At 67.9% G+C, this 20,104-nt stretch carries 25 protein-coding genes; 12 read left to right on the top strand and 13 right to left on the bottom strand.

Annotation, left to right across the window (positions count from 1 at the left end; all coding sequences use genetic code 11):
• The first annotated feature begins 111 nt into the window (after positions 1-111).
• A complete protein-coding gene (locus ABIE57_RS10835) occupies positions 112-999 on the top strand; it encodes a MurR/RpiR family transcriptional regulator (RefSeq protein WP_354539035.1) in 888 nt (295 codons plus the stop codon).
• Here the strand turns inward: ABIE57_RS10835 and fliP are convergent, their stop codons facing one another.
• The 4 genes from fliP to fliF are packed head-to-tail and all read right to left on the bottom strand — an operon-like array spanning position 1,000 to position 4,191.
• A complete protein-coding gene (gene fliP, locus ABIE57_RS10830) occupies positions 1,000-1,734 on the bottom strand; it encodes a flagellar type III secretion system pore protein FliP (protein ID WP_354539149.1) in 735 nt (244 codons plus the stop codon).
• Positions 1,735-1,739: 5 nt separating this feature from the next.
• Positions 1,740-2,036: a FliM/FliN family flagellar motor switch protein gene (locus tag ABIE57_RS10825; protein WP_354539034.1), complete on the bottom strand. Its 297-nt coding sequence runs from the start codon at positions 2,034-2,036 to the stop codon at positions 1,740-1,742.
• Positions 2,033-2,620, bottom strand: coding sequence for a FliH/SctL family protein (locus ABIE57_RS10820; RefSeq protein WP_354539033.1), 588 nt, complete (start codon positions 2,618-2,620; stop codon positions 2,033-2,035). The genes ABIE57_RS10825 and ABIE57_RS10820 overlap by 4 nt, the downstream gene beginning before the upstream one ends.
• Complete coding sequence (gene fliF, locus ABIE57_RS10815) at positions 2,620-4,191, bottom strand: flagellar basal-body MS-ring/collar protein FliF (RefSeq protein ID WP_354539032.1); 1,572 nt, start codon at positions 4,189-4,191, stop codon at positions 2,620-2,622. Before fliF ends, ABIE57_RS10820 begins: the two co-directional genes overlap by 1 nt.
• Positions 4,192-4,313: 122 nt before the next feature.
• On the opposite strand from fliF, the gene ABIE57_RS10810 reads away from it, so the two are divergent.
• The 10 genes from ABIE57_RS10810 (at position 4,314) to ABIE57_RS10765 (ending at position 14,121) form a co-directional block, all read left to right on the top strand.
• A complete protein-coding gene (locus ABIE57_RS10810) occupies positions 4,314-4,814 on the top strand; it encodes a flagellar basal body-associated FliL family protein (RefSeq protein ID WP_354539031.1) in 501 nt (166 codons plus the stop codon).
• An 11-nt stretch (positions 4,815-4,825) separates the two neighbouring features.
• The gene (locus ABIE57_RS10805; RefSeq protein ID WP_354539030.1) at positions 4,826-5,191 is read left to right on the top strand and encodes a hypothetical protein; all 366 of its coding nucleotides are present in this window, start codon (positions 4,826-4,828) and stop codon (positions 5,189-5,191) included.
• The gene (locus ABIE57_RS10800; RefSeq protein ID WP_354539029.1) at positions 5,188-5,766 is read left to right on the top strand and encodes a MotE family protein; all 579 of its coding nucleotides are present in this window, start codon (positions 5,188-5,190) and stop codon (positions 5,764-5,766) included. Before ABIE57_RS10805 ends, ABIE57_RS10800 begins: the two co-directional genes overlap by 4 nt.
• Before the next feature lie 72 nt (positions 5,767-5,838).
• Positions 5,839-6,708, top strand: coding sequence for a flagellar motor stator protein MotA (gene motA / locus ABIE57_RS10795; protein WP_354539028.1), 870 nt, complete (start codon positions 5,839-5,841; stop codon positions 6,706-6,708).
• Positions 6,705-8,909 (top strand): hypothetical protein, encoded by a 2,205-nt coding sequence (locus ABIE57_RS10790; RefSeq protein WP_354539027.1) that lies wholly within the window; start codon positions 6,705-6,707, stop codon positions 8,907-8,909. Before motA ends, ABIE57_RS10790 begins: the two co-directional genes overlap by 4 nt.
• Positions 8,910-8,988: 79 nt before the next feature.
• Complete coding sequence (locus ABIE57_RS10785) at positions 8,989-9,741, top strand: lysozyme family protein (protein ID WP_354539026.1); 753 nt, start codon at positions 8,989-8,991, stop codon at positions 9,739-9,741.
• 3 nt (positions 9,742-9,744) lie between these two features.
• Positions 9,745-11,826 carry a flagellar biosynthesis protein FlhA gene (flhA, locus tag ABIE57_RS10780; protein ID WP_354539025.1) on the top strand — a complete coding sequence of 694 codons (2,082 nt, stop codon included), beginning with the start codon at positions 9,745-9,747 and terminating at the stop codon, positions 11,824-11,826.
• On the top strand, positions 11,823-12,596 hold the full coding sequence (locus tag ABIE57_RS10775; RefSeq protein WP_354539024.1) for a flagellar biosynthetic protein FliR: 774 nt from the start codon (positions 11,823-11,825) through the stop codon (positions 12,594-12,596). The genes flhA and ABIE57_RS10775 overlap by 4 nt, the downstream gene beginning before the upstream one ends.
• On the top strand, positions 12,596-13,684 hold the full coding sequence (locus ABIE57_RS10770; protein ID WP_354539023.1) for an EscU/YscU/HrcU family type III secretion system export apparatus switch protein: 1,089 nt from the start codon (positions 12,596-12,598) through the stop codon (positions 13,682-13,684). The genes ABIE57_RS10775 and ABIE57_RS10770 overlap by 1 nt, the downstream gene beginning before the upstream one ends.
• A complete protein-coding gene (locus ABIE57_RS10765) occupies positions 13,681-14,121 on the top strand; it encodes a hypothetical protein (protein WP_354539022.1) in 441 nt (146 codons plus the stop codon). Before ABIE57_RS10770 ends, ABIE57_RS10765 begins: the two co-directional genes overlap by 4 nt.
• Here the strand turns inward: ABIE57_RS10765 and ABIE57_RS10760 are convergent.
• Genes ABIE57_RS10760 through ABIE57_RS10720 form a run of 9 tightly spaced genes read right to left on the bottom strand, consistent with a single transcriptional unit; the run spans position 14,109 to position 18,642 of the window.
• On the bottom strand, positions 14,109-14,600 hold the full coding sequence (locus ABIE57_RS10760) for a flagellar basal body-associated protein FliL (RefSeq protein WP_354539021.1): 492 nt from the start codon (positions 14,598-14,600) through the stop codon (positions 14,109-14,111). The genes ABIE57_RS10765 and ABIE57_RS10760 overlap by 13 nt on opposite strands.
• A 15-nt stretch (positions 14,601-14,615) precedes the next feature.
• Positions 14,616-15,335: a flagellar basal body L-ring protein FlgH gene (gene flgH / locus ABIE57_RS10755; RefSeq protein ID WP_354539020.1), complete on the bottom strand. Its 720-nt coding sequence runs from the start codon at positions 15,333-15,335 to the stop codon at positions 14,616-14,618.
• A 9-nt stretch (positions 15,336-15,344) separates the two neighbouring features.
• Positions 15,345-15,758 (bottom strand): flagellar basal body P-ring formation chaperone FlgA, encoded by a 414-nt coding sequence (flgA, locus tag ABIE57_RS10750; protein WP_354539019.1) that lies wholly within the window; start codon positions 15,756-15,758, stop codon positions 15,345-15,347.
• Positions 15,758-16,543, bottom strand: a complete 786-nt coding sequence (gene flgG, locus ABIE57_RS10745) for a flagellar basal-body rod protein FlgG (RefSeq protein WP_354539018.1) — start codon at positions 16,541-16,543, stop codon at positions 15,758-15,760. Before flgG ends, flgA begins: the two co-directional genes overlap by 1 nt.
• A gap of 12 nt (positions 16,544-16,555) precedes the next feature.
• Positions 16,556-17,269 (bottom strand): flagellar hook-basal body complex protein, encoded by a 714-nt coding sequence (locus tag ABIE57_RS10740; RefSeq protein WP_354539017.1) that lies wholly within the window; start codon positions 17,267-17,269, stop codon positions 16,556-16,558.
• Between the two features lie 3 nt (positions 17,270-17,272).
• Positions 17,273-17,542 (bottom strand): flagellar biosynthetic protein FliQ, encoded by a 270-nt coding sequence (locus tag ABIE57_RS10735; protein WP_354539016.1) that lies wholly within the window; start codon positions 17,540-17,542, stop codon positions 17,273-17,275.
• Positions 17,543-17,545: 3 nt separating this feature from the next.
• Positions 17,546-17,833 carry a flagellar hook-basal body complex protein FliE gene (gene fliE, locus ABIE57_RS10730; RefSeq protein ID WP_354539015.1) on the bottom strand — a complete coding sequence of 96 codons (288 nt, stop codon included), beginning with the start codon at positions 17,831-17,833 and terminating at the stop codon, positions 17,546-17,548.
• A gap of 26 nt (positions 17,834-17,859) precedes the next feature.
• Complete coding sequence (gene flgC / locus ABIE57_RS10725) at positions 17,860-18,249, bottom strand: flagellar basal body rod protein FlgC (RefSeq protein ID WP_354539014.1); 390 nt, start codon at positions 18,247-18,249, stop codon at positions 17,860-17,862.
• 12 nt (positions 18,250-18,261) lie between these two features.
• Positions 18,262-18,642 carry a FlgB family protein gene (locus ABIE57_RS10720; RefSeq protein ID WP_354539013.1) on the bottom strand — a complete coding sequence of 127 codons (381 nt, stop codon included), beginning with the start codon at positions 18,640-18,642 and terminating at the stop codon, positions 18,262-18,264.
• Between the two features lie 87 nt (positions 18,643-18,729).
• On the opposite strand from ABIE57_RS10720, the gene ABIE57_RS10715 reads away from it, so the two are divergent.
• Positions 18,730-20,079, top strand: coding sequence for a FliI/YscN family ATPase (locus tag ABIE57_RS10715; RefSeq protein ID WP_354539012.1), 1,350 nt, complete (start codon positions 18,730-18,732; stop codon positions 20,077-20,079).
• Positions 20,080-20,104: the final 25 nt, after the last annotated feature.

Below are 20,104 nucleotides of genomic sequence, written 5' to 3'. Positions count from 1 at the left end.
AAAGCTTTCCACGCGGGATGATTTTCGTCAATATATTTCCAGAAATCTTTTTTTGCGGCCTCGCTGTCAGCGCGCGCGCTGCCGCGAAATCCATCACCGGAGGGTCATCCCGTGACCGATCCCGCGCCTCAGGCCAAACCCGCCGCGCCGACCGTGCGCCAGCTCATCCGCCTGCATTACGCGGCGCTGACGCAATCCGAGCGTCGCTTTGCCAATGCGCTCCTGGAGAATTACCCCGGTGCCGGACTGGCCAGCATCACCGCCGCCGCCGAAGGTGCCGGGGTCTCGGCCCCGGTGGTGGCGCGGCTGGTGCAGAAACTGGGATTCAAGGGCTATCCGCAATTCCATCAGGCGCTTCTGGCAGAGCTTCAGGCCAAGGTCTCGGGTCCCGCCGAGCGTCGCGCGGTCTGGGCCGCCGAGGCGCCGTCCTCGCATCTGCTCAACCGGTTTGCCGCTGCCGTGACCCAGAATCTTGGCCAGACCTTCGCCAATATCGACACCGCACAGTTCGATGCGGCGGCCCGCGCGCTGGCCACCGCGCCGGGTGTCTATGTGGTGGGCGGGCGCATCACCCGCTCGCTCGCGGAATATGCCTTTACCCATTTCCAGGCGATCCGCGAAGGCGTCCGGCATCTCACCGCCGCGCCGGCAAGCTGGCCGCATTACGTGATCGACATGGGGACGGGCGACGCGCTCCTGATCTTCGACATGCGCCGCTATGAGGAGAACCTCTTGCGCCTTGCCCGCATCGCCGCCGAGCGCGGCGTGCGCGTGATCCTCGTGACCGACCAATGGGCCAGCCCGGTCGCCGGCGTGGCCGAGATCACCTTCAATTGCTGGGGCGAGATCCCCTCGGCCTGGGACAGCAATATCGCCACGCTGTCGTTGGTGGAATCGCTTATCGCGGCCACGCAGGAAGAGCGCTGGCCCGACGCGCGCGACCGGTTCGAACGGCTTGACCGCCTCTTCGAGATGACGCGCCTCTTCCGCGAGATGTGATCACATGTAGCCGCGCACGAGGCTTGTGGCGATCAGCGACCAGCCGTCGGCGATGACAAAGAACGCAAGCTTGAACGGCAGCGACACGATGGCCGGCGGCACCATCATCATGCCCATGGACATCAGCACCGCCGCGATCACCAGGTCGATGATGAGGAACGGCAGGAAAATCAGGAAACCGACCTGAAAGGCCCGCGCAATCTCCGACAGCATGAAGCTTGGCACCAGAACCGAGAGCGGGGCCTCGGGGCCGGGGATGATGGCGGCGGCATCGGGGCGCAGCGCGGCCATGGCGTCAAAGGTCTCGGGATCGAGCCGTGCGGCCATGAAGCCGCGAAACGGCGCGATGGCCCGCGCCAGCCCCTCGGTCAGGTCCACCTCCTCGGCGACAAGCGGCGCGATGCCGTCGGTCCAGGCGGCGGTGAATGTTGGCTCCATCACGAACCAGGTCAGGAACAGCGCGAGGCTGACCAGCAGCATGTTGGGTGGCGATTGTTGCAGCCCGATCCCCTGCCGCAGGATCGCCAGCACCGTGACGATGAACGGAAAGGCGGTGATCATGATGGCCAGCCCCGGCGCCAGGCTCAGCACCGTGATAAGCGCGACAAGCTGGATCGTGCGCGCCGAGATCGACCCGCCCTCGCCGAGCGAGATCGACAGGTCCTGCGCCGCCGCGGGGCCCGCGCCGAGCCAGAGCACGGTCAGAAGGACCAGCGCCCCGATGAGTGCGCGCATCGCGCTCAATTCAGCCCGTCCCGAAGATCGGCCACTTCGGTCAGCCGCACGGCAAGCTGGCCGGTTCCGTCGCCTTCCGCCTCCTCAAGCTGGCCGCGCGCGATCAGCCGCTCGCCGATGTAAAGTTCGACCAGGTCATCGACCCGACGGTCGAGCGGCAGCACCGAATCGCGGCCCAGTTTGAGCAGGTCGCGGATCAGCGGGCGGGCGCGGCCCACGCAGACGGTGATCTCTATGGGCACGCCCGAAAACGGGCTGGCAAGCCCGCTAGCGGAGGGCTCGGGCGAGGGGGTGTCGGTCATGCGATGGCCTTTCCTGTCGGTTGTTCGGCGAAAAAACCGCTCACGGCGGCGGTGATGCCCGCGAGGACGCCGGGCAGGTCTACCTCCGCTTCGCTTTCGCCGAAGCGAAGGTAGACCTGCCCCTCGGCCAGCGTGTCATCTGCGACAAGAGCGATTTCGAGACTGTCGCCTGTCAGCTGTTCGAGGCGCGGCAGGTCCTCGGGCGCGGCGGCGATCTCGATGGGCTGGCGGCCCTGCGCGCGTGCGTGATCGTGCAACATCTCCGCGATACGCGGTGCGAGGCTCTCGCGGGCGAGTTGCGGCAGCACCGCGCCGGCCATCTCGGTCAGGAGGGGACGCAGCGCCGCCATGACCGCGCCATAGGCTTCCTCATAGGTAAAGCGCAGGTCCTGGAGGTTTTGCGCCAGATCGGCGGTGATGCGGCGCGCATCCTCCGATTGCGCCTTGACCGCGTCATCCCAGCCCGCCTGATAGCCCTTCTCGAAGGCCGCGAGCCGCTCTTCCTCGAGCGAGACATCGGTCATGGCGAGCGGTGTGCCGTCGGACGGATCGCCGAATTCCTCGAGCAGGTGGGCAATCGACATCAAATCCGCTCCTCCTCGCCTTCAAGCCAGGTGCGCAGGATCTCGACGGTTTCCTCCTGTCGCTCGCCGATGAGGGCGCGCAGCCGTGCGACCGGGTCCTCGGCCCGCTCTGCGCCCGGCAGAAGCCCGGTTTCGCCGCGTCCCTCGGAGACCACCGAGAGGCCCGCCTCGTCGATCTCGCGTTCGTCGATTTCGCCTGTCAGTGCTGCCTGTGCGGTGGTGGGGGGCGGTGGCGCAAGGCGTGCCGGGGCGGTGGCCGGGCGCATCAGCACCGGACGCAGGACGAAAAGCCCGAGCACGAGCGCCACCAACGCCAGAACCGCCCCCTGAACAAGCGCCATGGTGTCGATCGCCAGCCGGTCGAGCAGAGAGGGCGTGGCCAGCGTGCCCTCGGGGGTGAGCGCCTCGAAGGGCAGGGAGCGCAGCGTCAGCACGTCGCCGCGCGCCGCATCGAGCCCCACCGCCGAGCCCACCAGCTCTCGCAGCGCGGTAAGCTCCTCCTCGGGGCGCGGTGTGCCGTCGCCGGTCTCGGGCAGGGTATTGACCAGCACCGCCACGCTCATCCGCCGGATCGCGCCGGGGGTGCGCAGGATCTCGCGCTCGGTCGAGGAGACCTCGAAATTCACCCGCTCGCGGGTCTCGTCGCTGCGGCTGGTGGAGGGGGCACCGCCGCCCGCATCGCCCTCGGGCAGGTTCGACGCGACGGTGACGCCGCTGCCCTGATCCGAGGCGTTGCTGCTGCTTTCCTCGGTATCGGTGCTGATCGCGACGCGGCTCTCGGGGTCAAGGCGCCGTTCGCGCACCGTCTCGGTCTCGGTCACCGTGTCGAGCGTCACCTCCACCACCGCGTTGCCGCGCCCGACGCGCGCCTCGAGGAGCCTGAGCGCGCGCAGCCGCAGCGCCTCGGCGCGATCGTCGGGGGCATTGGCCGGGGCCTCTTCCGCGCCGATGAGCCCACCCTCGGAATCGATCACCGCGACATCCTCGGGGGTCAGTCCGGCCACCGCAGAGGCGACAAGGAATTGCAGCGCGCGGGCGTGTTTGGGCGAGAGGCCCATGCCATTGGTCGTGACCGAAACCGAGGCGGATTGCCGCGCATTGCGCTGGAACGGCGCCGCCCCGCCCGAGGCCAGATGCACCCGCGCCGCCGTGATCGCGGGATGCGCAAGGATGGTGCGCGCAAGCTCGCCCTCCTTGGCGCGCCAATAGGCGGCGTCGAACATCTGCGAGGTGGTGCCGAAGCCCGACAGCCCGTCAAGGATCTCGTAGCCCCGCGCCGTGCCCGACGGCAGCCCCTCTCCGGCAAGCACCATGCGCAGACTGTCACGCTGGTTGCTCGCCACATAGATGGCGTCGCCACGCACCTCGTGGGCGACGCCCCGTTGATCGAGTGCGGCCACAACCTCGCCCGCGGCCGTGCCCTCAAGCCCCGCGTAAAGCAGGCTCAGGTTCGGGTTGGCGGCCATCCGCGCAAGTCCGAGCACAGCCGCGAAAACACCCAGGGTCGCCGCAATCACGACCACGCGCCGCCTCATGTCGAGCGATTGCCAGAGGGTCAGGAATTGTTGCACGTCGATGTCTCCTGTCGATCGGCCTTCTGCCGGTCTCTGGGGTCAGTCTTCGCGCATCGGCCTTAAGATTCGGTTAGCCTCTCTGGGCGATAGTGCCCTTGCGACGAAAAAGAGGGCACAGCATGGCCGAAACCGACGAAACCCCTGAAACCACGACAGAAACGCCAAAGCGTTCGCGCCTGCCGCTGATTCTCGGGCTGGTGCTGGCGGTGCTTGGCGGGGCGGGTGGATTCCTTGCGGTGCGCGCGGGGCTGGTGCCGTTCGGGGGCAACGCGGACCATGTCGCCGAGGCTGCGCCCGCGCCGCATGAGGTGGATTTCGCCAATCTTGTCTTCGTGCCCATCGAGCCGCTTGTGGTCTCCTATGCCGAAGCCGGACGCAGCCGCCATCTGCGGTTCCGCGCCGAGCTTGAGGTGCCCGCGAAACAGGCCACCGAGGTGGCGCGCGTCATGCCGCGCGTGGTCGATGTGCTCAACACCTATCTGCGCGCGCTTCGCCTCAGCGATCTGGAGGAGAGCAGCGCGCTCATGCGGCTGCGCGGACAGATGCTCCGGCGGGTGCAGGCGGTGGTCGGCGAGGGGCGGGTCAACGACCTGCTGGTGATGGAATTCGTGCTGGACTGAGGGGAAGAGAAATGGAGCTTATCGCCGACATTCTGCTGGTCGCGGGCGCGCTGGGCGCGGCGGTCTACTGTCACGTCCTGGCGCGGCGGCTCAGCCGTTTCAACGATCTCGAGACCGGGGTCGGCGGGGCGGTTGCGGTGCTCTCGGCGCAGGTCGACGATCTGGCGCGGACGCTGCGCGCGGCGCAGGCGACGGCCAATGGCTCCACCGGCTCGCTCGATGCGCTCACGGACCGGGCCGAGGGGGTGGCCAAGCGCCTCGAGTTGCTGGTGGCCTCGATGCACGATCTGCCGGAGACCCCGCCGAAGCCGACCCCGCCGCCCGACGGCCCGGTCTTTCGCCGCCACCCGTCCGACAGCGCGGAGAGCCGGACATGAGCGCCGCGCGCCGCCGTGGCCGCGCGCGCGGCACGCTCACGGTTGTTGCAGCGCTTTTGCTGGCCTCGGCCGTGGTGCGGGTGGGTGACGGCATCGGGCAGGCCATGGCCCGCGCCACCCCGAAGGACGCGGTGGAGCATCAGGCCGGGGTCGGCGGCAGTTGCGAGCAGCCCTCTGATCTTCAGGCCGTTCTGGAGACGCTGAAGGACCGGGAGGCGCGCGTCGCCAGCCGCGAGCGCGCGCTCGAGGACCGGATGCAGGCGCTGGCCATCGCCGATGAGCAGATCACCACGCGGCTCGCGGCACTGGCAGAGGCCGAGGACTCGCTCAGGCGCACCCTCGCCATCGCCGAGACCGCGGCCGAGGACGATCTCGACCGTCTGACCCGCGTCTACGAGACGATGAAACCGAAACAGGCCGCCGCCCTGTTCGAGCAGATGGACGCGCGGTTCGCGGCGGGATTTCTGGCACGGATGCGCCCCGATGCGGCGGCGGCGATCATGGCCGGGCTGAGCCCGGAGGCCGCGCATATGTTCAGCGTCGTGCTCGCCGGGCGCAATGCCGAGAGCGATTGAGCGGCGGCTCTTAACCGGCGGGTAACCGGCGGGTGTGAAACTCGCGGTCAGCGTGTCGATACGGAGAGGGTGATGATCGGACTGGTCGGTATTGTAATGATCTTTGTCATGGTCTTCGGCGGCTATCTCGCTGCGGGGGGCAAGCTGGGCATCATCCTGCACGCGCTGCCGTTCGAGATGATGATGATCGCCGGTGCCGCCATTGGTGCCTTCCTCATCAGCAATGACCTATCCACCGTGAAACATACGGTTCGGGACATCGGCAAGGTCTTCAAGGGACCGCGCTGGAAACCCGGCGATTATCGCGATCTGCTGTGCCTGCTGTTCACCCTGATCCGGCTTGCGCGGCAGAACCCTGTAGCGGTTGAGGAACATATCGAAAACCCGGCTGACTCGTCCATTTTTACCCGCTATCCGCGCATCCTCGCCGATGCCGAGGCGGTCGCGCTGATTGGTGACACGATGCGCTCGGCCTCGATGAATTACGACGATCCTCACCAGGTCGAGGAGGTGCTCGACAAGCGGATGGAGGCTCAGCATCACCATGCCTTGCAAACCAGCCACGCGCTTCAGACCATGGCCGACGGGCTGCCGGCGCTTGGCATCGTGGCCGCCGTTCTGGGGGTGATCAAGACCATGGCTTCGATTGACCAACCGCCCGAAATACTTGGCAAGATGATCGGTGGCGCGCTTGTCGGCACCTTTCTCGGCGTGTTCCTGTCCTACGGGTTCGTCGGGCCCTTCGCCACAAAGCTGCGCGAGGTTGTCGAGGAGGATGCGCATTTCTACCGCTTGATCCGCGAGGTTCTGATCGCAAACCTGCACAGCCACGCCGCGAACATCTGCATCGAGGTGGGTCGGCAGAACACGCCCGGCCACAACCGGCCCAGCTTTGGCGATCTGGAAGAGGCGCTCAAGGCACTCAAGCAGGAGGCTGCATGATCCGCGCCGCTGTTTTCTGTCTGGTGCTTTTGTTTGCCGCGCCCGCTATTTCCCAGAGCGTGACGGTGCGCTCGGGCGCGCATGAGGGGTTCGACCGGCTGGTGATCGACCTGCCGCGTCGCCTTGATTACCGGATCGAGGAGCACTCGGGCGGCGCGACACTTGTGTTTGATGGTCCCACGCTCCGTTTCGACGTCACCGCCGTCTTTGCCCGGATCGCCCGAAACCGACTGCGCGCGCTTGTCGCACCCGAAGGGCAGGGGCGGCTCCGGCTCGACCTGATCTGCGATTGTCCGCTGCGCCCGTTCTGGCATGGCGCAGCCATGCTCGTCATCGACATCGCCGACCCGGTCCAGCCCTCGCTCACGCCCCGTCCTGCCGCCCGCCTTGGACCGGCAGCCCCGTCGCCCGCCACAGAGGCGCTGGTCGCTCAGCTCGACCTTGCGGTTGCGCCGGATCGAGGACTCGATGAAGCCTCCGCGGCCCTGGTGCCCGATCTTGACCGGATGCACTCGGTTCTGCTGCACCAACTGGGGCGCGCCGCCAGCCAGGGGCTGGTCACGGCAGAACCCGAGGCGCGTGGGATCCACCTCGCGCCGCCACCCTCCGACACGCCGGAGCCTGCGGCGCTGGCGGTTGATGTGCTGCCCGAAGCGCCCGATGATCCCATCGCCCTGCGCGCCCGGACCAGCATGGATCGCGACGTGGCGGGAGGGGCGAGCGCGGCACGATTGCCGGTTTCCAATGAACCTGACTGTCCGGCACCAGGGCGTCTCGACGTGCCGGCCTGGGGCGATAGCCTCGCTCTGCCGGAGGACATGGGCCGCCTCTACCGCGATCTTTATGGTGAATTCGACGTGATCAACCCACAGGTCGCGCACGATCTCGCGCGGTTTTACATCCATCACGGCTTTGGCGCCGAGGCCCACCAGATCCTGAATCTCGTCGCTGCACCGCATGCCGACACCCGGCTGTTGCGCGATCTCGCGCAGCTTGTTGATCAGACGCCCCTTTCCGCCAACAGCCCGCTGCAAGAGGCGACGGATTGCGGCGAACCGGCGGTGCTCTGGGCGCTGCTTGCACGCGGACCGATCGACGCGGCGCTGACCTTCGATCATGGGGCCTTGCAACGCAGCTTTGCGGCATTGCCGGCAGGGTTGCGCCGTGGCCTCGGGCCGGGGCTTGTGCGCAATCTGGTTGCGGTCGGCCATGTGGACACGGCCCAGCACCTTCAGCGCATGATCGAACGGATCGCTGCGCCGGACGAGGCCGGAACCGGTCTGGCGCGTGCCGATCTGGCGGCGCAGGTGGCCGGACCGAACATCGCCGCGCTGGCCGAGGTCAGCCGCAGCAATTCGCTCCATGCCGCCGAGGCGCTCGCGCTTGCCATTGAGGCCGCGCTCTCGCGTGGCGCGCCGGTGACCGTCGATCAGGCGCAACTGGCCGGGGCGTATGCGCATGAATTGCGCGACACGGTGATCGGCGACCGGCTCGCCGTGGCCCATGTGGCCGCTCTCGCCGCCGCCGGGGCCTTCGACGAGGCCGCCACCGCGTTCGACCGGCGGGCGCTCGACCCGGCGCAACCGGTGGCAAGGGCCATGGCCGAGAGCCTTTTGCGCGAAGTCGTCCGCGCCGCCGATGACCTTACGTTCCTGCGCTACGTGCTCGGTGATCGCGTCATGCCTCCGGAGGCCATGAGCGACCAACTTGTCGGGGCGATTGCCCGCCGCCTGCTTGACGCAGGCTTTGCCGATGTCGCCGACCGTATCCTGCCGACCATCCGGTCCGATCCCTCCCTCCGGCTTCTGCGCGCCGAAATCGCGCTTGCGCTCCAACGACCGGCCGAAGCCGATCTTGCGTTGTTGGGCCTTGACGGGCGCAAGGCCGACCGGCTGCGTGCCCGCGCCCGAAGCCTGCGCGGCGATCATGTCAGCGCGCAGGCGCTCTTTTCCGCAACCGACGCTCTGCCCGAGGCGGATCGGGCCGCTTTGTACACGCGTGACCCGGAGGTGCTGGCGCGGGCTTCGGATCCGCTCTTGCTCGAGGTGGCAGACCTGCTGGGCGGCCCGGCGGGTCCGGTTCCGGATGGCGTGGCAACGCTCGACCGGATCGCAAGCCTGCTGGCGGAAACGGGCAGCGCGCGCGCGACGCTGACAGGTTTGCTCGACGCACTCCCGCGCCCTCAGGACGGCGTGCGGTAAGGCGGGGCCGCGCTTACCGAATCTCAATCTCTCGCCGCGAAGATCGCACCGACCACCGATCTCCGCGGTGCACCCCAGAATGGATATTGTCTTGCAAAACCTGCTCATCACCCTGTGTTTCGCTCTTGTCCTGCCGACTGTCCTTTTTCCCGTGCCTCGGGCCATGGCGCGCACCGCGTTGTGCGATGCCGCAGCACGGGAGGTGGCAGATCGCGCGGGCGTGCCACTGCCGGTGATGCGTGCGATCACCCGCGTCGAGACCGGACGCGGGCGTGGCCTCGAGCCCTGGCCATGGACCGTCAACATGGAGGGCAAGGGCCATTGGTTCGAGACTCGCGCCGAGGCCGAGGCGTTTGTCGCCCGCGCCATGGCGCGTGGCGCGCGCAGCTTCGATATCGGGTGTTTCCAGATCAATCACCGCTGGCATGGCACGGCATTCCGCTCTCCCTCCGAAATGTTCGACCCGCTCCGCAACGCCGCCTATGCCGCTCGTTTTCTCAAGGATCTCCATGCGCAGAGCGGCAACTGGTCGGTGGCGGCGGGCTGGTTTCACTCGCGCACACCGGAGCGCGCACGAGAGTACCGCGCGCGGTTCGAGCGGGTGCGCGCCGCGCTTTCCGATGCCCCGCCCGATGTGCCGACCCTGCCGCGCGACCCAAAGTTGCCACGCGGCCCTGGTACGGCCCATGCCGCGACCCGAGCGCCCGCCTCCAACACATTTCCGCTCCTGACAAGAAGCATGTCGGGGGTCGTGCGCGGCTCGCTCGTGCCGCTCGACCGCCCCGCGCCGCCACCGTTTTTTCCCGCACTCGTTGCGGCGCGGGGGTCCTGAGCCATGCCGCGCCTGACCCCCACCCAACTCTTTCAGCCCACTGTTCTGCTTGCCGTCGCATTGATGGCGGTCATCACCATGATGATCCTGCCGATGCCGGCGTTCATGCTCGATATCGGCCTTGCTGCCTCCTTTGCGCTGGCCATCCTGATCTTCACCATCACGCTCTTCATCGAGCGGCCGCTTGATTTCTCCTCCTTTCCGACGATTCTGCTGGCTTCGCTGGTGCTCCGGCTGTCGCTCAATGTCTCTTCGACCAAGCTCATCATCGGCCAGGGCCATACCGGCACCTCGGCGGCAGGTGACGTGATCGAGGGCTTCGCCAATTTCGTCATGGGCGGCAGCGTGTTTCTCGGACTTGTCGTCTTTGGCGTGTTGCTCATCGTCAATTTCCTCGTGATCACCAAGGGGGCCGCGCGCATGGCCGAGGTGGGCGCGCGGTTTGCCCTCGATGCGATGCCCGGCAAACAGCTGGCCATCGACAGCGATATGTCCGCAGGCGCCATCACCCATGAGGAGGCGCGCGAGCGCCGCAGCCGCGAACAGCAGGAGACGACATTCTTCGGCTCGCTCGACGGGGCGTCGAAATTCGTCAAGGGCGATGCCGTCGCGGGCCTGCTGATCACGCTTCTCAACCTGGTGATGGGGCTGATCATGGGCACGGTGGTGCACGACATGCCGCTTGGCCGCGCTTTCGAGACCTACGCGATCCTGACGGTCGGCGACGGGCTGGTGACGCAGATCCCCGCTGTGGTCATCTCGATCGCCACAGCACTTCTGCTCGCGCGCGGCGGCACGCTTGGGGCCACCGACGCGGCCATCGGGGCGCAGATCGGTCGCCATCCGGCGGCGCTCGCCACGGTAGCCGTGCTCATGGGCCTCTTTGCACTGGTCCCGGGACTGCCCTTCGTGCCGTTCATTCTGGGTGGGCTGGTGCTTGGCGGGGTGGCGGCCATGGGGTATCGCGCGCGGTCAAAGGCCCCCCTGGCCGAGGCCGCAACCCCCAGCGCGCCGCCGCCCGAGCCGTCCATGGGCGACATTCTGGAGCTCGACGACATCCACGTCGAATTCGCCCCCGATCTGGTCAATATGGTGCTCGATCCCGGCGAGGGGCTCGATGCGCGCATCGCCAACATGCGCCGTCACGTCGCCACCCGCTACGGCCTCATCCTGCCCGAGATCCGGTTGACCGACGATGCAGGGCTACAGGCGGGCAGCTACGTGATCCGCGTGCACGGGGTCGAGCAGGCCCGCGCCGGGCTGCGCCCGGATAACCTTCTCGCGCTTGACCCGGCAAGTCACCCGGCCCTGCCCCCCGGCGAGACGGTGCGCGAGCCGGTCTATGGCGCGCCTGCCCGCTGGATCCCCGGTGCCGCGCGGGACATGGCGGCGCTTGATGGTGCGACGCTCGTGACGCCGACCGAGGTGCTGGCCACCCATCTGCTCGAGGTGATCCGACGCAATCTCAGCCGCCTCTTGACGATGAAGGCGATGCGGCGGCTGCTCGACGAGATGGTCAACCTCTCGGACCGTGCTCGCGGCGAGGCCAATCGCAAGCTGCTGGAGGAGATGATCCCCGACCGTATCGCACCTGACCTCTTGCATGCGGTGTTGCGGCTCCTGCTGGCCGAACAGGTCTCGATCCGCAACCTGCCGCTGATCATCGAGGCGGCGGCGGAGGGCCGCGCGGGCGGCGCCGCGCCCGAGACGGTCTGCGAGCATGTCCGCCAGCGTCTCGGCTTTCAGCTCGTGGCCGAGCTGACCCGCCCCGACGGCACCTTGCCGCTCATCCAACTGGCCCCGGAATGGGAAGAGCGGTTCAGCGCCTACCAGATCGAGGCCGAGCGCGGGCGGATCGACGTGGCGCTGCCGCCGGATCTCTTCAACGCGCTGACCGGGGCCGCCGCCGAGGCGGTCAACGCGGCGCAGGAAAAGGGCATCGCACCCGCCATCGTAACCTCGACGCCGCGCCGCCGGTTCCTGCGCACGGCGCTTGCCGCCAAACAGATCGGCGCGCCGGTGCTTTCCTTCGAGGAGATCGGCACCGAGAGCAGACCCTCTCTCGTGGGGGTGGTGGCGGCATGAGCGGGCTGGCGACACTCCTGCCGCTGGCGCAGGAGCTGCTATGGCTGCATGCGCTGGTGTTTCTCCGGATCGCGCCGCTCATCGCGCTCTTCCCCGGCTTCGGCGAGACGTCGGTGCCAATGCGCCTCAAGCTCGGGCTTGCCCTCGGCCTTTCGGCCATCGTCACGCCCGCCATGGCCCCCGACCTGGCCGGGCGGCTTCCCGTCAATCCCGACCTCCTGCGTCTCATCCTGACCGAGACCGGCATCGGCCTGATGCTCGGTCTTGGCATCCGCCTTTTCGTGCTTGCGCTTCAGACCGCCGGGGCGATTGCCGCGCAATCCACCTCGCTGTCGCAGATCCTCGGCACGGCTGGCGTCACCCCCATGCCGGCCATCGGTCACCTGCTCGTGACCGGCGCGCTGGCGCTTGCCATGATGCTCGGGCTGCATCTGCGGCTGGCCGAGCTTGTGATCGCAAGTTACCGCCTCCTTCCGCCCGGCGTGCCGCCGCTTGCGGCGGCAGTGGCGGAATGGGGCATTGCGCGCGTGGCCCATGCCTTTGGTCTTGCCTTCACGCTGGCCGCTCCCTTCGTCATCGCCTCCACGCTCTACAACCTCACCCTTGGTATCATCAACCGCGCCATGCCACAGCTCATGGTGGTCTTTGTCGGTGCGCCGGCGATCACCGGGGCGGGGCTCGTTCTCCTGATGCTGCTGGCTCCGGCCATGCTCGGGCTCTGGGCGGAGGCACTTGGTGATTTTCTCGCCGATCCGATGGGGGCGCGCTGATGGCCGACGCGCAGGACGAGGGCGACAAGAGCCACGAGGCCACGCCGCAAAAGATTGAAAAGGCGCGCGAAAAGGGAGAATTGGCGCGCTCCGCCGATCTCAATACCGCAGGCTCCTATGCGGGCTTCGTTCTGGCGGCACTGGCGCTTGGCGCGGGCTCGGTGTCCGAGGCCGGGTCCCTGATGATGCGCTTTCTCGAACAGCCGGACCGCCTTGCCGCGCTGGCCTTCGAAGGCGGCTCGGGCGGCGCGGCGCTCGGCGGACTCATGGGCGGGCTCGCGCTGGCGCTCATGGCGTGGTTCCTGCTGCCCGGCGCGGGCGCGCTCCTGTCGGTGGTGGCGCAGCGCAGCCTTGTCTTTGCACCGTCAAAGCTTGAGCCGAAGCTGTCGCGCATCGACCCTGTCGAGAATGCCAGGAACAAATACGGGCCCAGCGGTCTATTCGAATTTGCCAAGAGCGCAGTCAAGCTTTTGGCCTATTGCGTGCTGCTCGGCACCTATCTTACCGGGCAGTTGCCGCGCCTTGCGGCCACGCTTCATGCGGCACCAGGCCAGATCGGGGCGGTCATGGCGCGCATGGTGGTGGAGTTTCTTGCCGTGGTGCTGCTGCTGGCCATCGCCATCGGCGCGGTCGATTATCTCTGGCAGCGCTTCGATCATGCCCGCCGCCAGCGCATGTCGCACCAGGAGATCCGTGATGAGCACAAGGAGAGCGAAGGCGATCCGCACATGAAGCAACAGCGCCGTCAGCGCGGCATGGACATCGCCTCTCGGCAGATGATGGCCGAGGTGCCGAAGGCCGATGTGGTGATCGTCAACCCCACCCATTACGCGGTGGCCCTCAAATGGAGCCGTGCGCCCGGCGCGGCCCCGGTCTGCGTCGCCAAGGGCGTCGATCACATGGCCCGTGCCATCCGCGAGACGGCGCATGAGCACGGCGTGCCGGTCCACAGCGATCCGCCCGCCGCGCGCGCGCTCCATGCCGAGACCGAAATCGGGCAGCAGATCGACCCGCGCCATTATCGCGCCGTCGCGGCCGCGATCCGCTTTGCCGATGCGATGCGCCGCAAGGCGCGGGCCTTCGGATGAGGCCGGGCGACGGCTCTGCGCTTGCTGCGGTGACGGCGGCGCGGCTCGACCAGGAAACGGCGCGGCTACGCGCGGTTCTGGCGGACGAGGCGCGGCTGCGCGCGGCGCTTGCGCGCCTTGACGCGCAGGCCGAGGCGGCGCGGGCTCTGCCGGAGCAGGCGATGCGCGGACTGCGCGAAATCGGCGCGGATCTGTCATGGCAGGGGTGGGTGGGACGAAGCCGCGCCGCTCTCAATTCCGAGCTTGCGCTTGCACTTGCGCGCAAGGAGCGGGCGCTGCCACCCCTACGCCAAGCTTTTGGCAAGGCCGAGGCGGCGCGTGCGCTTGTCGCGCATCATCTCAGCCTGAGACATCACGACCGCCAGGCCCGCGAGGCGCAGCGCCTCGAGCATCTCGCGCTTCTGCGCCTGGCCCGTGCCCGCGATCACACGTCCTGACGCGCGATTTCGGTGATCAGCACGCCGCGCACATCCTCGCCCAACAGATCGCGCGCCACTTCGATCAGCATCCGGCGCAGCACATCCATGCTGTTGGCATCGGTGAACGCCCCGTCAAAGCCACCCCGGTTGGCGTGATCGAACATTGCCTGAAGAAGTCCATCGCGCAGTCGCGGCTCGCGGTTGTAGACCGCGTCCGCTGTCCCAAGCCGCATCTCGACGCTGAGCGAGATGACCACCATGGCGGTCACCCGGTCACGCGCAACGACCGGCACGACGAACTGGTTGTTGAGCCGCACGAATTCGGTTTGCCCGCCAGTCTGCCCATCGGTCTGCCCATCGGTCTGCCCCGCCGCCGCGGGTGCGGCCGTCTCCGCGTCGCCCGCCTCGGGGACGGGTGTCGCAAGAAACAGCCCCGCGCCGATCCCGGCGCCGAGGCCAAGCAGCAAAAGCAGCACGGGTAAGAGAATGCGCATCATATCGCTGGCCCCCGTTCAGAACGGCAGGATCGCGTCCAGCACCTGCTGGCCGATCCGGGGTTGCTGGACATCGGTGATCTGACCGCGCCCGCCATAGGAAATGCGCGCGGCGGCGATCTTGTCATAGGTGATCTCGTTCTGGCGCGAAATGTCCTCGGGACGCACGAAGCCCGTCACCAGAAGCTCCCGCAGCTCGAAATTGACCCGCACCTCCTGCGAGCCCTGGATTTCCAGAACCCCGTTGGGCAGTACCTGCATCACCGTGGCCGCGACCCGCAGCGTCAACTCCTCGCTGCGGCTGACCGAGCCGTCGCCGCCCGAGCGGCTGGAGGAAGTGATCCCGACCGCCTGATCGAGGCTCGCCCCCTCGGGCAGGTTCCGGTTGATCCGTTGCGGCAGGCCGAAAAAATCGGGAATGCCGAGATTTTCCGAGCCGGTGCGCGCGCGGTCCGTCGTGTTTGAGATTTCTGCTTCCTCATCGATTTCCACCACCACGGTCAGGATGTCACCGCGCCGCGCCGCGCGCCGGTCACCCAGAAGCGACTTGCGCCCGCCATCCCACAGCGAGGCCTCCTGCACCGGCACGCGGCCCGCGCTCTCGAGCGGCAGGCCCGGATCGAGCATCGCCAGTTGCTCGGTCGAGTTCATGGTCGGCGTGAAACTCGGCGGCTTGCCGATGTGATCCATCCGCCCGCAGCCCGCGACGGCCAGCCCGACCAGTAAAACCACTCTCATGATCCGCTCCTACCTTGACACTTCAATGCGCCCATCGGCGGTGACGCGGCCCGTGACGGTGGCGCGCGAGGCAAGGTTCATCACCCGCACGTAATCGCCCGTTCCGGCGCGGGCGAGCGCGCGGCCTTCGGTTTCGATCCTTAACCCGCCATGGGTATAGATCAGCGGCACCACCTGGTTGCGCTCGATGCTGGCGGGCGGGCCGATATCGCCCGCCCGGATCGCGCGGCCCGGATAGAGCGCGACGCGCGCCTCCTGACCGATGATCGCGTCGAGCCCGGGCAGCCCCGTCGCGCCACCGTCGCGCCGGATCACGTCCTCGGGCGCGATGATCTCCTGCGGGCGGATCACGCGCAGTGCCTCCACCCGGTCCGCGAGCGCCGGGGTGGCCAAGGCGACGAGGATCGCGAGCAGAAACCGCATCACCGCACCTGCGTCGTGGCGGCGAGCATCTGGTCGGCGGCGGTGATCACCTTGGCGTTGAGCTCATAGCCGCGCTGCGCCTCGATCAGTTCGGTGATCTCGCGCACCGGATCTACAGAGCTGTCCTCGAGAAAGCCGTGGCGCAACGTGCCAAGTCCGTCCTGTCCGGCGGTGGTCACATTGGCCGGGCCCGAGGCCTCGGTTTCCAGAAAGAGATTGCTGCCGATGGCCTCGAGCCCCTTGGCATTGGCAAACCCGACAAGGTTGAGCTGCCCCAGCGACTGTGCCTCGACCGCATCGTCGAAAAAGGCAAAGACCTCGCCCTCGGCATTGATCGACAGGCTGCGCGCATCGTCGGGAATGGTGATCTCGGGCGCAACCGCAAAGCCCTCGGAGGTGACGATCACCCCCTCGGCGGAACGTTTGAGCGCCCCGTCGCGGGTATAGCCCGACTGCCCCGAGGGCAGCGTCACCTCGAGATAGCCGTGACCGTCGATCGCCACATCGAGATCGCCGCCCGTGGCCCGCAGCGAGCCTTGGGTCAACTCCACCGTCACGGCGGCGGGCCGCACGCCGAGGCCCAGCTGCACGCCGGTGGGCAAGACCGAGCCGTCGGAGGCCGAGATCGTGCCCGCCCGCGTCACCTGCTGGTAATGCAGATCGGCAAATTCGGCGCGGCGCGCATTGTAACCGGTGGTCGACATGTTGGCGAGGTTGTTGGAGATGGTCTCGACCCGCATCTGCTGCGCGGCCATGCCGGTGGCGGCGATCTTGAGAAGTCTCATGGCGGTCTCTCCTTATCGGGTGAAGGTGTCGAGCGCGCGGCGGACGCGTTCATGTTCGGCCTCGAGAAAGCTCTGGCCCATTTCATAGGCGCGCTGCACCTCGATCATCCGCGCGATTTCGCTCAGCGGCTCCACGTTGGAGCCTTCGCGGAACCCTTGCAGGATCTTGCCCTCCTCGACCGGGACAATCGCGCCCCGGCTCTCGAAGAGGTTGCCACCCACGCGGATGAGCGCCGCGCCCTCGACCGGCTGAAAGAGGCCAAGCTGCGCCAGCGGGCGGCCATCCGCGCTCAGCGTGCCGTCGGTCCCGAGGCCGGGACGGCCCGCGTCGGGCGGGATGAAGACCGGCGCGCCGCCCGCATCAAGCACGCGAAACCCGTCCATCGTCACCAGATCGCCCTCACCCGAGAGCGCGAAGGCCCCGGCGCGCGTCAGCCGCTCGCCCTCGGGCGTGTCGATCAGGAAAAACCCCTCGCCCTCGATGGCGAAATCGAACGCGCCGCCGGTGGCCTCCACCGGCCCCTGCACTTGCGAGGTGACGGGCGTGTTGCCACGCGCCATCGACAGCGACGGCGCGCCCTCGGCGCGGGCGACGAATTCCGAGAAGATCATCCCCTCGGCGCGATAGCCCGTGGTTGCCGCATTGGCGATATTGTTGGCGATCATCTGCATTTCGCGCATCAGCCCGGTCTGGCGGGTGAGCGTGGCATATCCTGCGGCTTCCATGTCTCAGCCTCCGATGATGAGCGGCACGAGCCGGTCCTGAAAGAACGCCACCAGCGTCTGGGTCATGAATCCCATGCTGAGCCAGAACACGAGCACGATGGCCCCGAGCTTGGGCACGAAGGTCAGCGTCATTTCCTGGATCGAGGTCAGCGCCTGGAAAAGGCCGACGATCAGTCCGCCGACCAGCGCCACCGTGAGGATCGGCAACGAGATCAGCATCGCAACCCAGAGCCCCTCGCGCAGCGTGTCGTAAAAGAGGATTTCCTCGCGCATGGGTCAGACCGGCATCCGCAGGATTTCCTGATAGGCCTCGACCACCCGGTCACGGACCGTCACCGCCGTCTCGACGGCAAGTTCGGTCTGCGCGAGCGCCTGGACAAGCGCGTGCGGATCGGCCTTGCCCGCGATGGCGGCCATCGCCGTATCTTCGCCCGCGCGCAGGGTGGCGGCGAAATCGCGCGCCAGCGCCTGAAAACCTGCGGCGGCATTGGTCCCGGCCTCGGGTTCGGTCGCGGGGCGAAGGGCGGCATAGCCCCGCGCGGCGGAAACGGCACTCACATCCATTCTGGCTCTCCTTTTCTCGGTTGGGGTCAGCGGCGCAAGAGATCCATCAGGCTCGACGACATCTGTCGCGCCTGCTCGAACATCTTGAGATTCGCCTCGTAGCTGCGTTGCGCCTCGCGCGCGTCGGCCATCTCGATCATCAGATCGACGTTGGAGCCGTCGAAATGCCCGGTCTCGTCGGCAAGCGGATGCCCCGGCTCATAGACCTGGCGGAGCGCGCTGCGGTCGAGGCGCACCGGCCCGGTTTCGACGCGCCCGGTTTGGGCCGCGCCGTGCTCGGGGCGAAAGGCCACGGTCTTGCGCCGGTAGCCGGGCGTGTCGGCATTGGCCATGTTTTCGGCCACATGCCGGAGCCGTTGGGATTGCGCCTTGAGGCCGCTTGCCGAGACGCTCAGCGCGTTGGAAAAGTCGCTCATTGCTCAGCCCTTCTAACTGCGTGAAATGGCGGTGCGCAGCACGGTCAGCCCGGACCGGTATATGGCCAGCGCGCGCCCGTGTTGCCGCTGCACATCGACGGCGCGCAGCATTTCCGTCTCGAGCGAGACCGAGTTGCCGTTGGGATCGCGCGCGGTGCCACGTTCCGCATGGCTCTCGAAGGGCTGCGGGCCGCCCTGCCCGAAAAGATGGCCGGGCCGTGTCGCGCGCATCCCCGGCGGGGCGTCGAGATAGGCGGAAAAGGGCGCGATATCGCGCGCCGCATAGTCCGGCGTGTCGGCATTGGCCATGTTCTGCGCCACAACCGCCTGCCGTGCGCCAGCGTGCCGCGCAAGCGCATGGGACAGGCGAAAGACGTCGAGATTTTCAAACATCGGGGCTTCTCCCTCGATTGGCTTCAACCAAGGCTTAACCCTGATTCGTTTAGAAATGGTTCTCGGGCGACGGTCAGGAGCGATTCCATGAAACAGACGGCATTGGCGGGGCTGCGGGCGGAAATCACGGGGCTGAGTGCTGCGCATCCGGTCGGACGGGTGATTTCGGTGGCGGGCGGGCTCTTGCGGGTCAGTGGCCTCTCGGGCGCGGCGCGGCTTGGCGACCGGGTGCAGGTTCAGACCGCGCGCGGCCAGCTTTCGGGCGAGGTCTTGCAGATGGAGGCGGCCGCGCTGCTGATCCTGCCTGACGAGGCCGCCGAGGGTGTGGCTTTGGGCGACCGCGTGCGCTTGATGGGGCCATCCGAGATTGCCCCGTCGGACGACTGGATCGGTCGCGTGATCGACCCGTTCGGCGTGCCGCTCGATGGCCGCCCGCTATTGCGCGGACCGGTCGCGCGGCCCCTGCGCGCCGACCCGCCCGCGCCTGCGCGCCGTCATCCGCTGGGCGCGCGGCTCGAGACGGGCATGGCCGTGTTCAACACCCTTCTGCCTGTCGTGCGCGGGCAGCGGATGGGGCTTTTCGCCGGGTCCGGCGTGGGCAAATCCATGCTTCTGGGCCATCTCGCGCGGCATATGCAGGCCGATGTCGTCGTTGTCGCGCTGATAGGCGAGCGCGGGCGCGAACTGGGAGAGTTCGTGCGCCATGTGCTTGGCCCCGAGGGCATGGCGCGCGCGGTGATCGTGACGGCGACCTCGGACCGCTCGGCGCTGGTGCGGCGGCGCTGCGCGCTTGCCGCCATGGCCGTAGCCGAGCATTTCCGCGACGCGGGCCGCCATGTCCTCTTTCTCGCCGATTCGATCACCCGCTTTGCCGAGGCGCATCGCGAAGTGGCCATCGCGGCGGGCGAGATGCCCGCGCTGCGCGGCTTTCCGCCCTCGACGGCGCACACGATCATGTCGCTGTGCGAGCGCGCGGGACCGGGCGAGGGGGGGCAGGGCGACATCACCGCACTTCTGACCGTGCTTGTCGCCGGATCGGACATGGAGGAGCCGGTGGCCGACATCCTGCGCGGGGTGCTCGACGGGCATGTGGTGCTCGACCGCGAGATCGCCGAGCGCGGGCGCTATCCGGCCATCGACCTGCTGCGCTCGGTCTCGCGCAGCCTGCCACAGGCGGCGAGCGACGATGAGAACCGCCTCATCGGGCAGGCGCGCCACCTGCTTGGGACCTATGCGCGTTCCGAGACGATGGTGCGCGCGGGGCTTTATGCCGAGGGCAGCGACCCCGCGCTCGATCAGGCGATCCGCATCTGGCCCGAGCTTGACGCCTTTCTGGCCGAACGCGAACCGGCCGATACCGCCAACAGTTTCGCACGCCTCGGCCTTTTGCTGCGTCGTGCGGGGCCGGGGGGCGGGCGTGTTCCTGTGGTGCGTTAGCGTCGGGCGGCGCGACGGTGAAGGT

This window comes from Roseovarius sp. MBR-6 (assembly GCF_040547525.1).
In the GTDB taxonomy this organism is placed as follows: domain Bacteria; phylum Pseudomonadota; class Alphaproteobacteria; order Rhodobacterales; family Rhodobacteraceae; genus Roseovarius.
Note: the sequence above shows the minus strand (reverse complement) of the source record. Positions and strands in the feature narration are given on the sequence as shown.

Coding starts and splice junctions, on each gene's coding strand:
- ABIE57_RS10760 (WP_354539021.1), bottom strand. CDS start 14,600: ATGATGCGCATTCTCTTACCCGTGCTGCTTTTGCTGCTTGGCCTCGGC.
- ABIE57_RS10765 (WP_354539022.1), top strand. CDS start 13,681: ATGAGGCCGGGCGACGGCTCTGCGCTTGCTGCGGTGACGGCGGCGCGG.
- fliP (WP_354539149.1), bottom strand. CDS start 1,734: ATGCGCGCACTCATCGGGGCGCTGGTCCTTCTGACCGTGCTCTGGCTC.
- ABIE57_RS10715 (WP_354539012.1), top strand. CDS start 18,730: ATGAAACAGACGGCATTGGCGGGGCTGCGGGCGGAAATCACGGGGCTG.
- ABIE57_RS10800 (WP_354539029.1), top strand. CDS start 5,188: ATGAGCGCCGCGCGCCGCCGTGGCCGCGCGCGCGGCACGCTCACGGTT.
- flhA (WP_354539025.1), top strand. CDS start 9,745: ATGCCGCGCCTGACCCCCACCCAACTCTTTCAGCCCACTGTTCTGCTT.
- ABIE57_RS10740 (WP_354539017.1), bottom strand. CDS start 17,269: ATGGAAGCCGCAGGATATGCCACGCTCACCCGCCAGACCGGGCTGATG.
- ABIE57_RS10785 (WP_354539026.1), top strand. CDS start 8,989: ATGGATATTGTCTTGCAAAACCTGCTCATCACCCTGTGTTTCGCTCTT.
- fliE (WP_354539015.1), bottom strand. CDS start 17,833: ATGGATGTGAGTGCCGTTTCCGCCGCGCGGGGCTATGCCGCCCTTCGC.
- ABIE57_RS10790 (WP_354539027.1), top strand. CDS start 6,705: ATGATCCGCGCCGCTGTTTTCTGTCTGGTGCTTTTGTTTGCCGCGCCC.
- flgA (WP_354539019.1), bottom strand. CDS start 15,758: ATGCGGTTTCTGCTCGCGATCCTCGTCGCCTTGGCCACCCCGGCGCTC.
- flgH (WP_354539020.1), bottom strand. CDS start 15,335: ATGAGAGTGGTTTTACTGGTCGGGCTGGCCGTCGCGGGCTGCGGGCGG.
- flgG (WP_354539018.1), bottom strand. CDS start 16,543: ATGAGACTTCTCAAGATCGCCGCCACCGGCATGGCCGCGCAGCAGATG.
- ABIE57_RS10825 (WP_354539034.1), bottom strand. CDS start 2,036: ATGACCGACACCCCCTCGCCCGAGCCCTCCGCTAGCGGGCTTGCCAGC.
- flgC (WP_354539014.1), bottom strand. CDS start 18,249: ATGAGCGACTTTTCCAACGCGCTGAGCGTCTCGGCAAGCGGCCTCAAG.
- ABIE57_RS10820 (WP_354539033.1), bottom strand. CDS start 2,620: ATGTCGATTGCCCACCTGCTCGAGGAATTCGGCGATCCGTCCGACGGC.
- ABIE57_RS10735 (WP_354539016.1), bottom strand. CDS start 17,542: ATGCGCGAGGAAATCCTCTTTTACGACACGCTGCGCGAGGGGCTCTGG.
- motA (WP_354539028.1), top strand. CDS start 5,839: ATGATCGGACTGGTCGGTATTGTAATGATCTTTGTCATGGTCTTCGGC.
- ABIE57_RS10720 (WP_354539013.1), bottom strand. CDS start 18,642: ATGTTTGAAAATCTCGACGTCTTTCGCCTGTCCCATGCGCTTGCGCGG.
- ABIE57_RS10805 (WP_354539030.1), top strand. CDS start 4,826: ATGGAGCTTATCGCCGACATTCTGCTGGTCGCGGGCGCGCTGGGCGCG.
- ABIE57_RS10775 (WP_354539024.1), top strand. CDS start 11,823: ATGAGCGGGCTGGCGACACTCCTGCCGCTGGCGCAGGAGCTGCTATGG.
- ABIE57_RS10810 (WP_354539031.1), top strand. CDS start 4,314: ATGGCCGAAACCGACGAAACCCCTGAAACCACGACAGAAACGCCAAAG.
- ABIE57_RS10770 (WP_354539023.1), top strand. CDS start 12,596: ATGGCCGACGCGCAGGACGAGGGCGACAAGAGCCACGAGGCCACGCCG.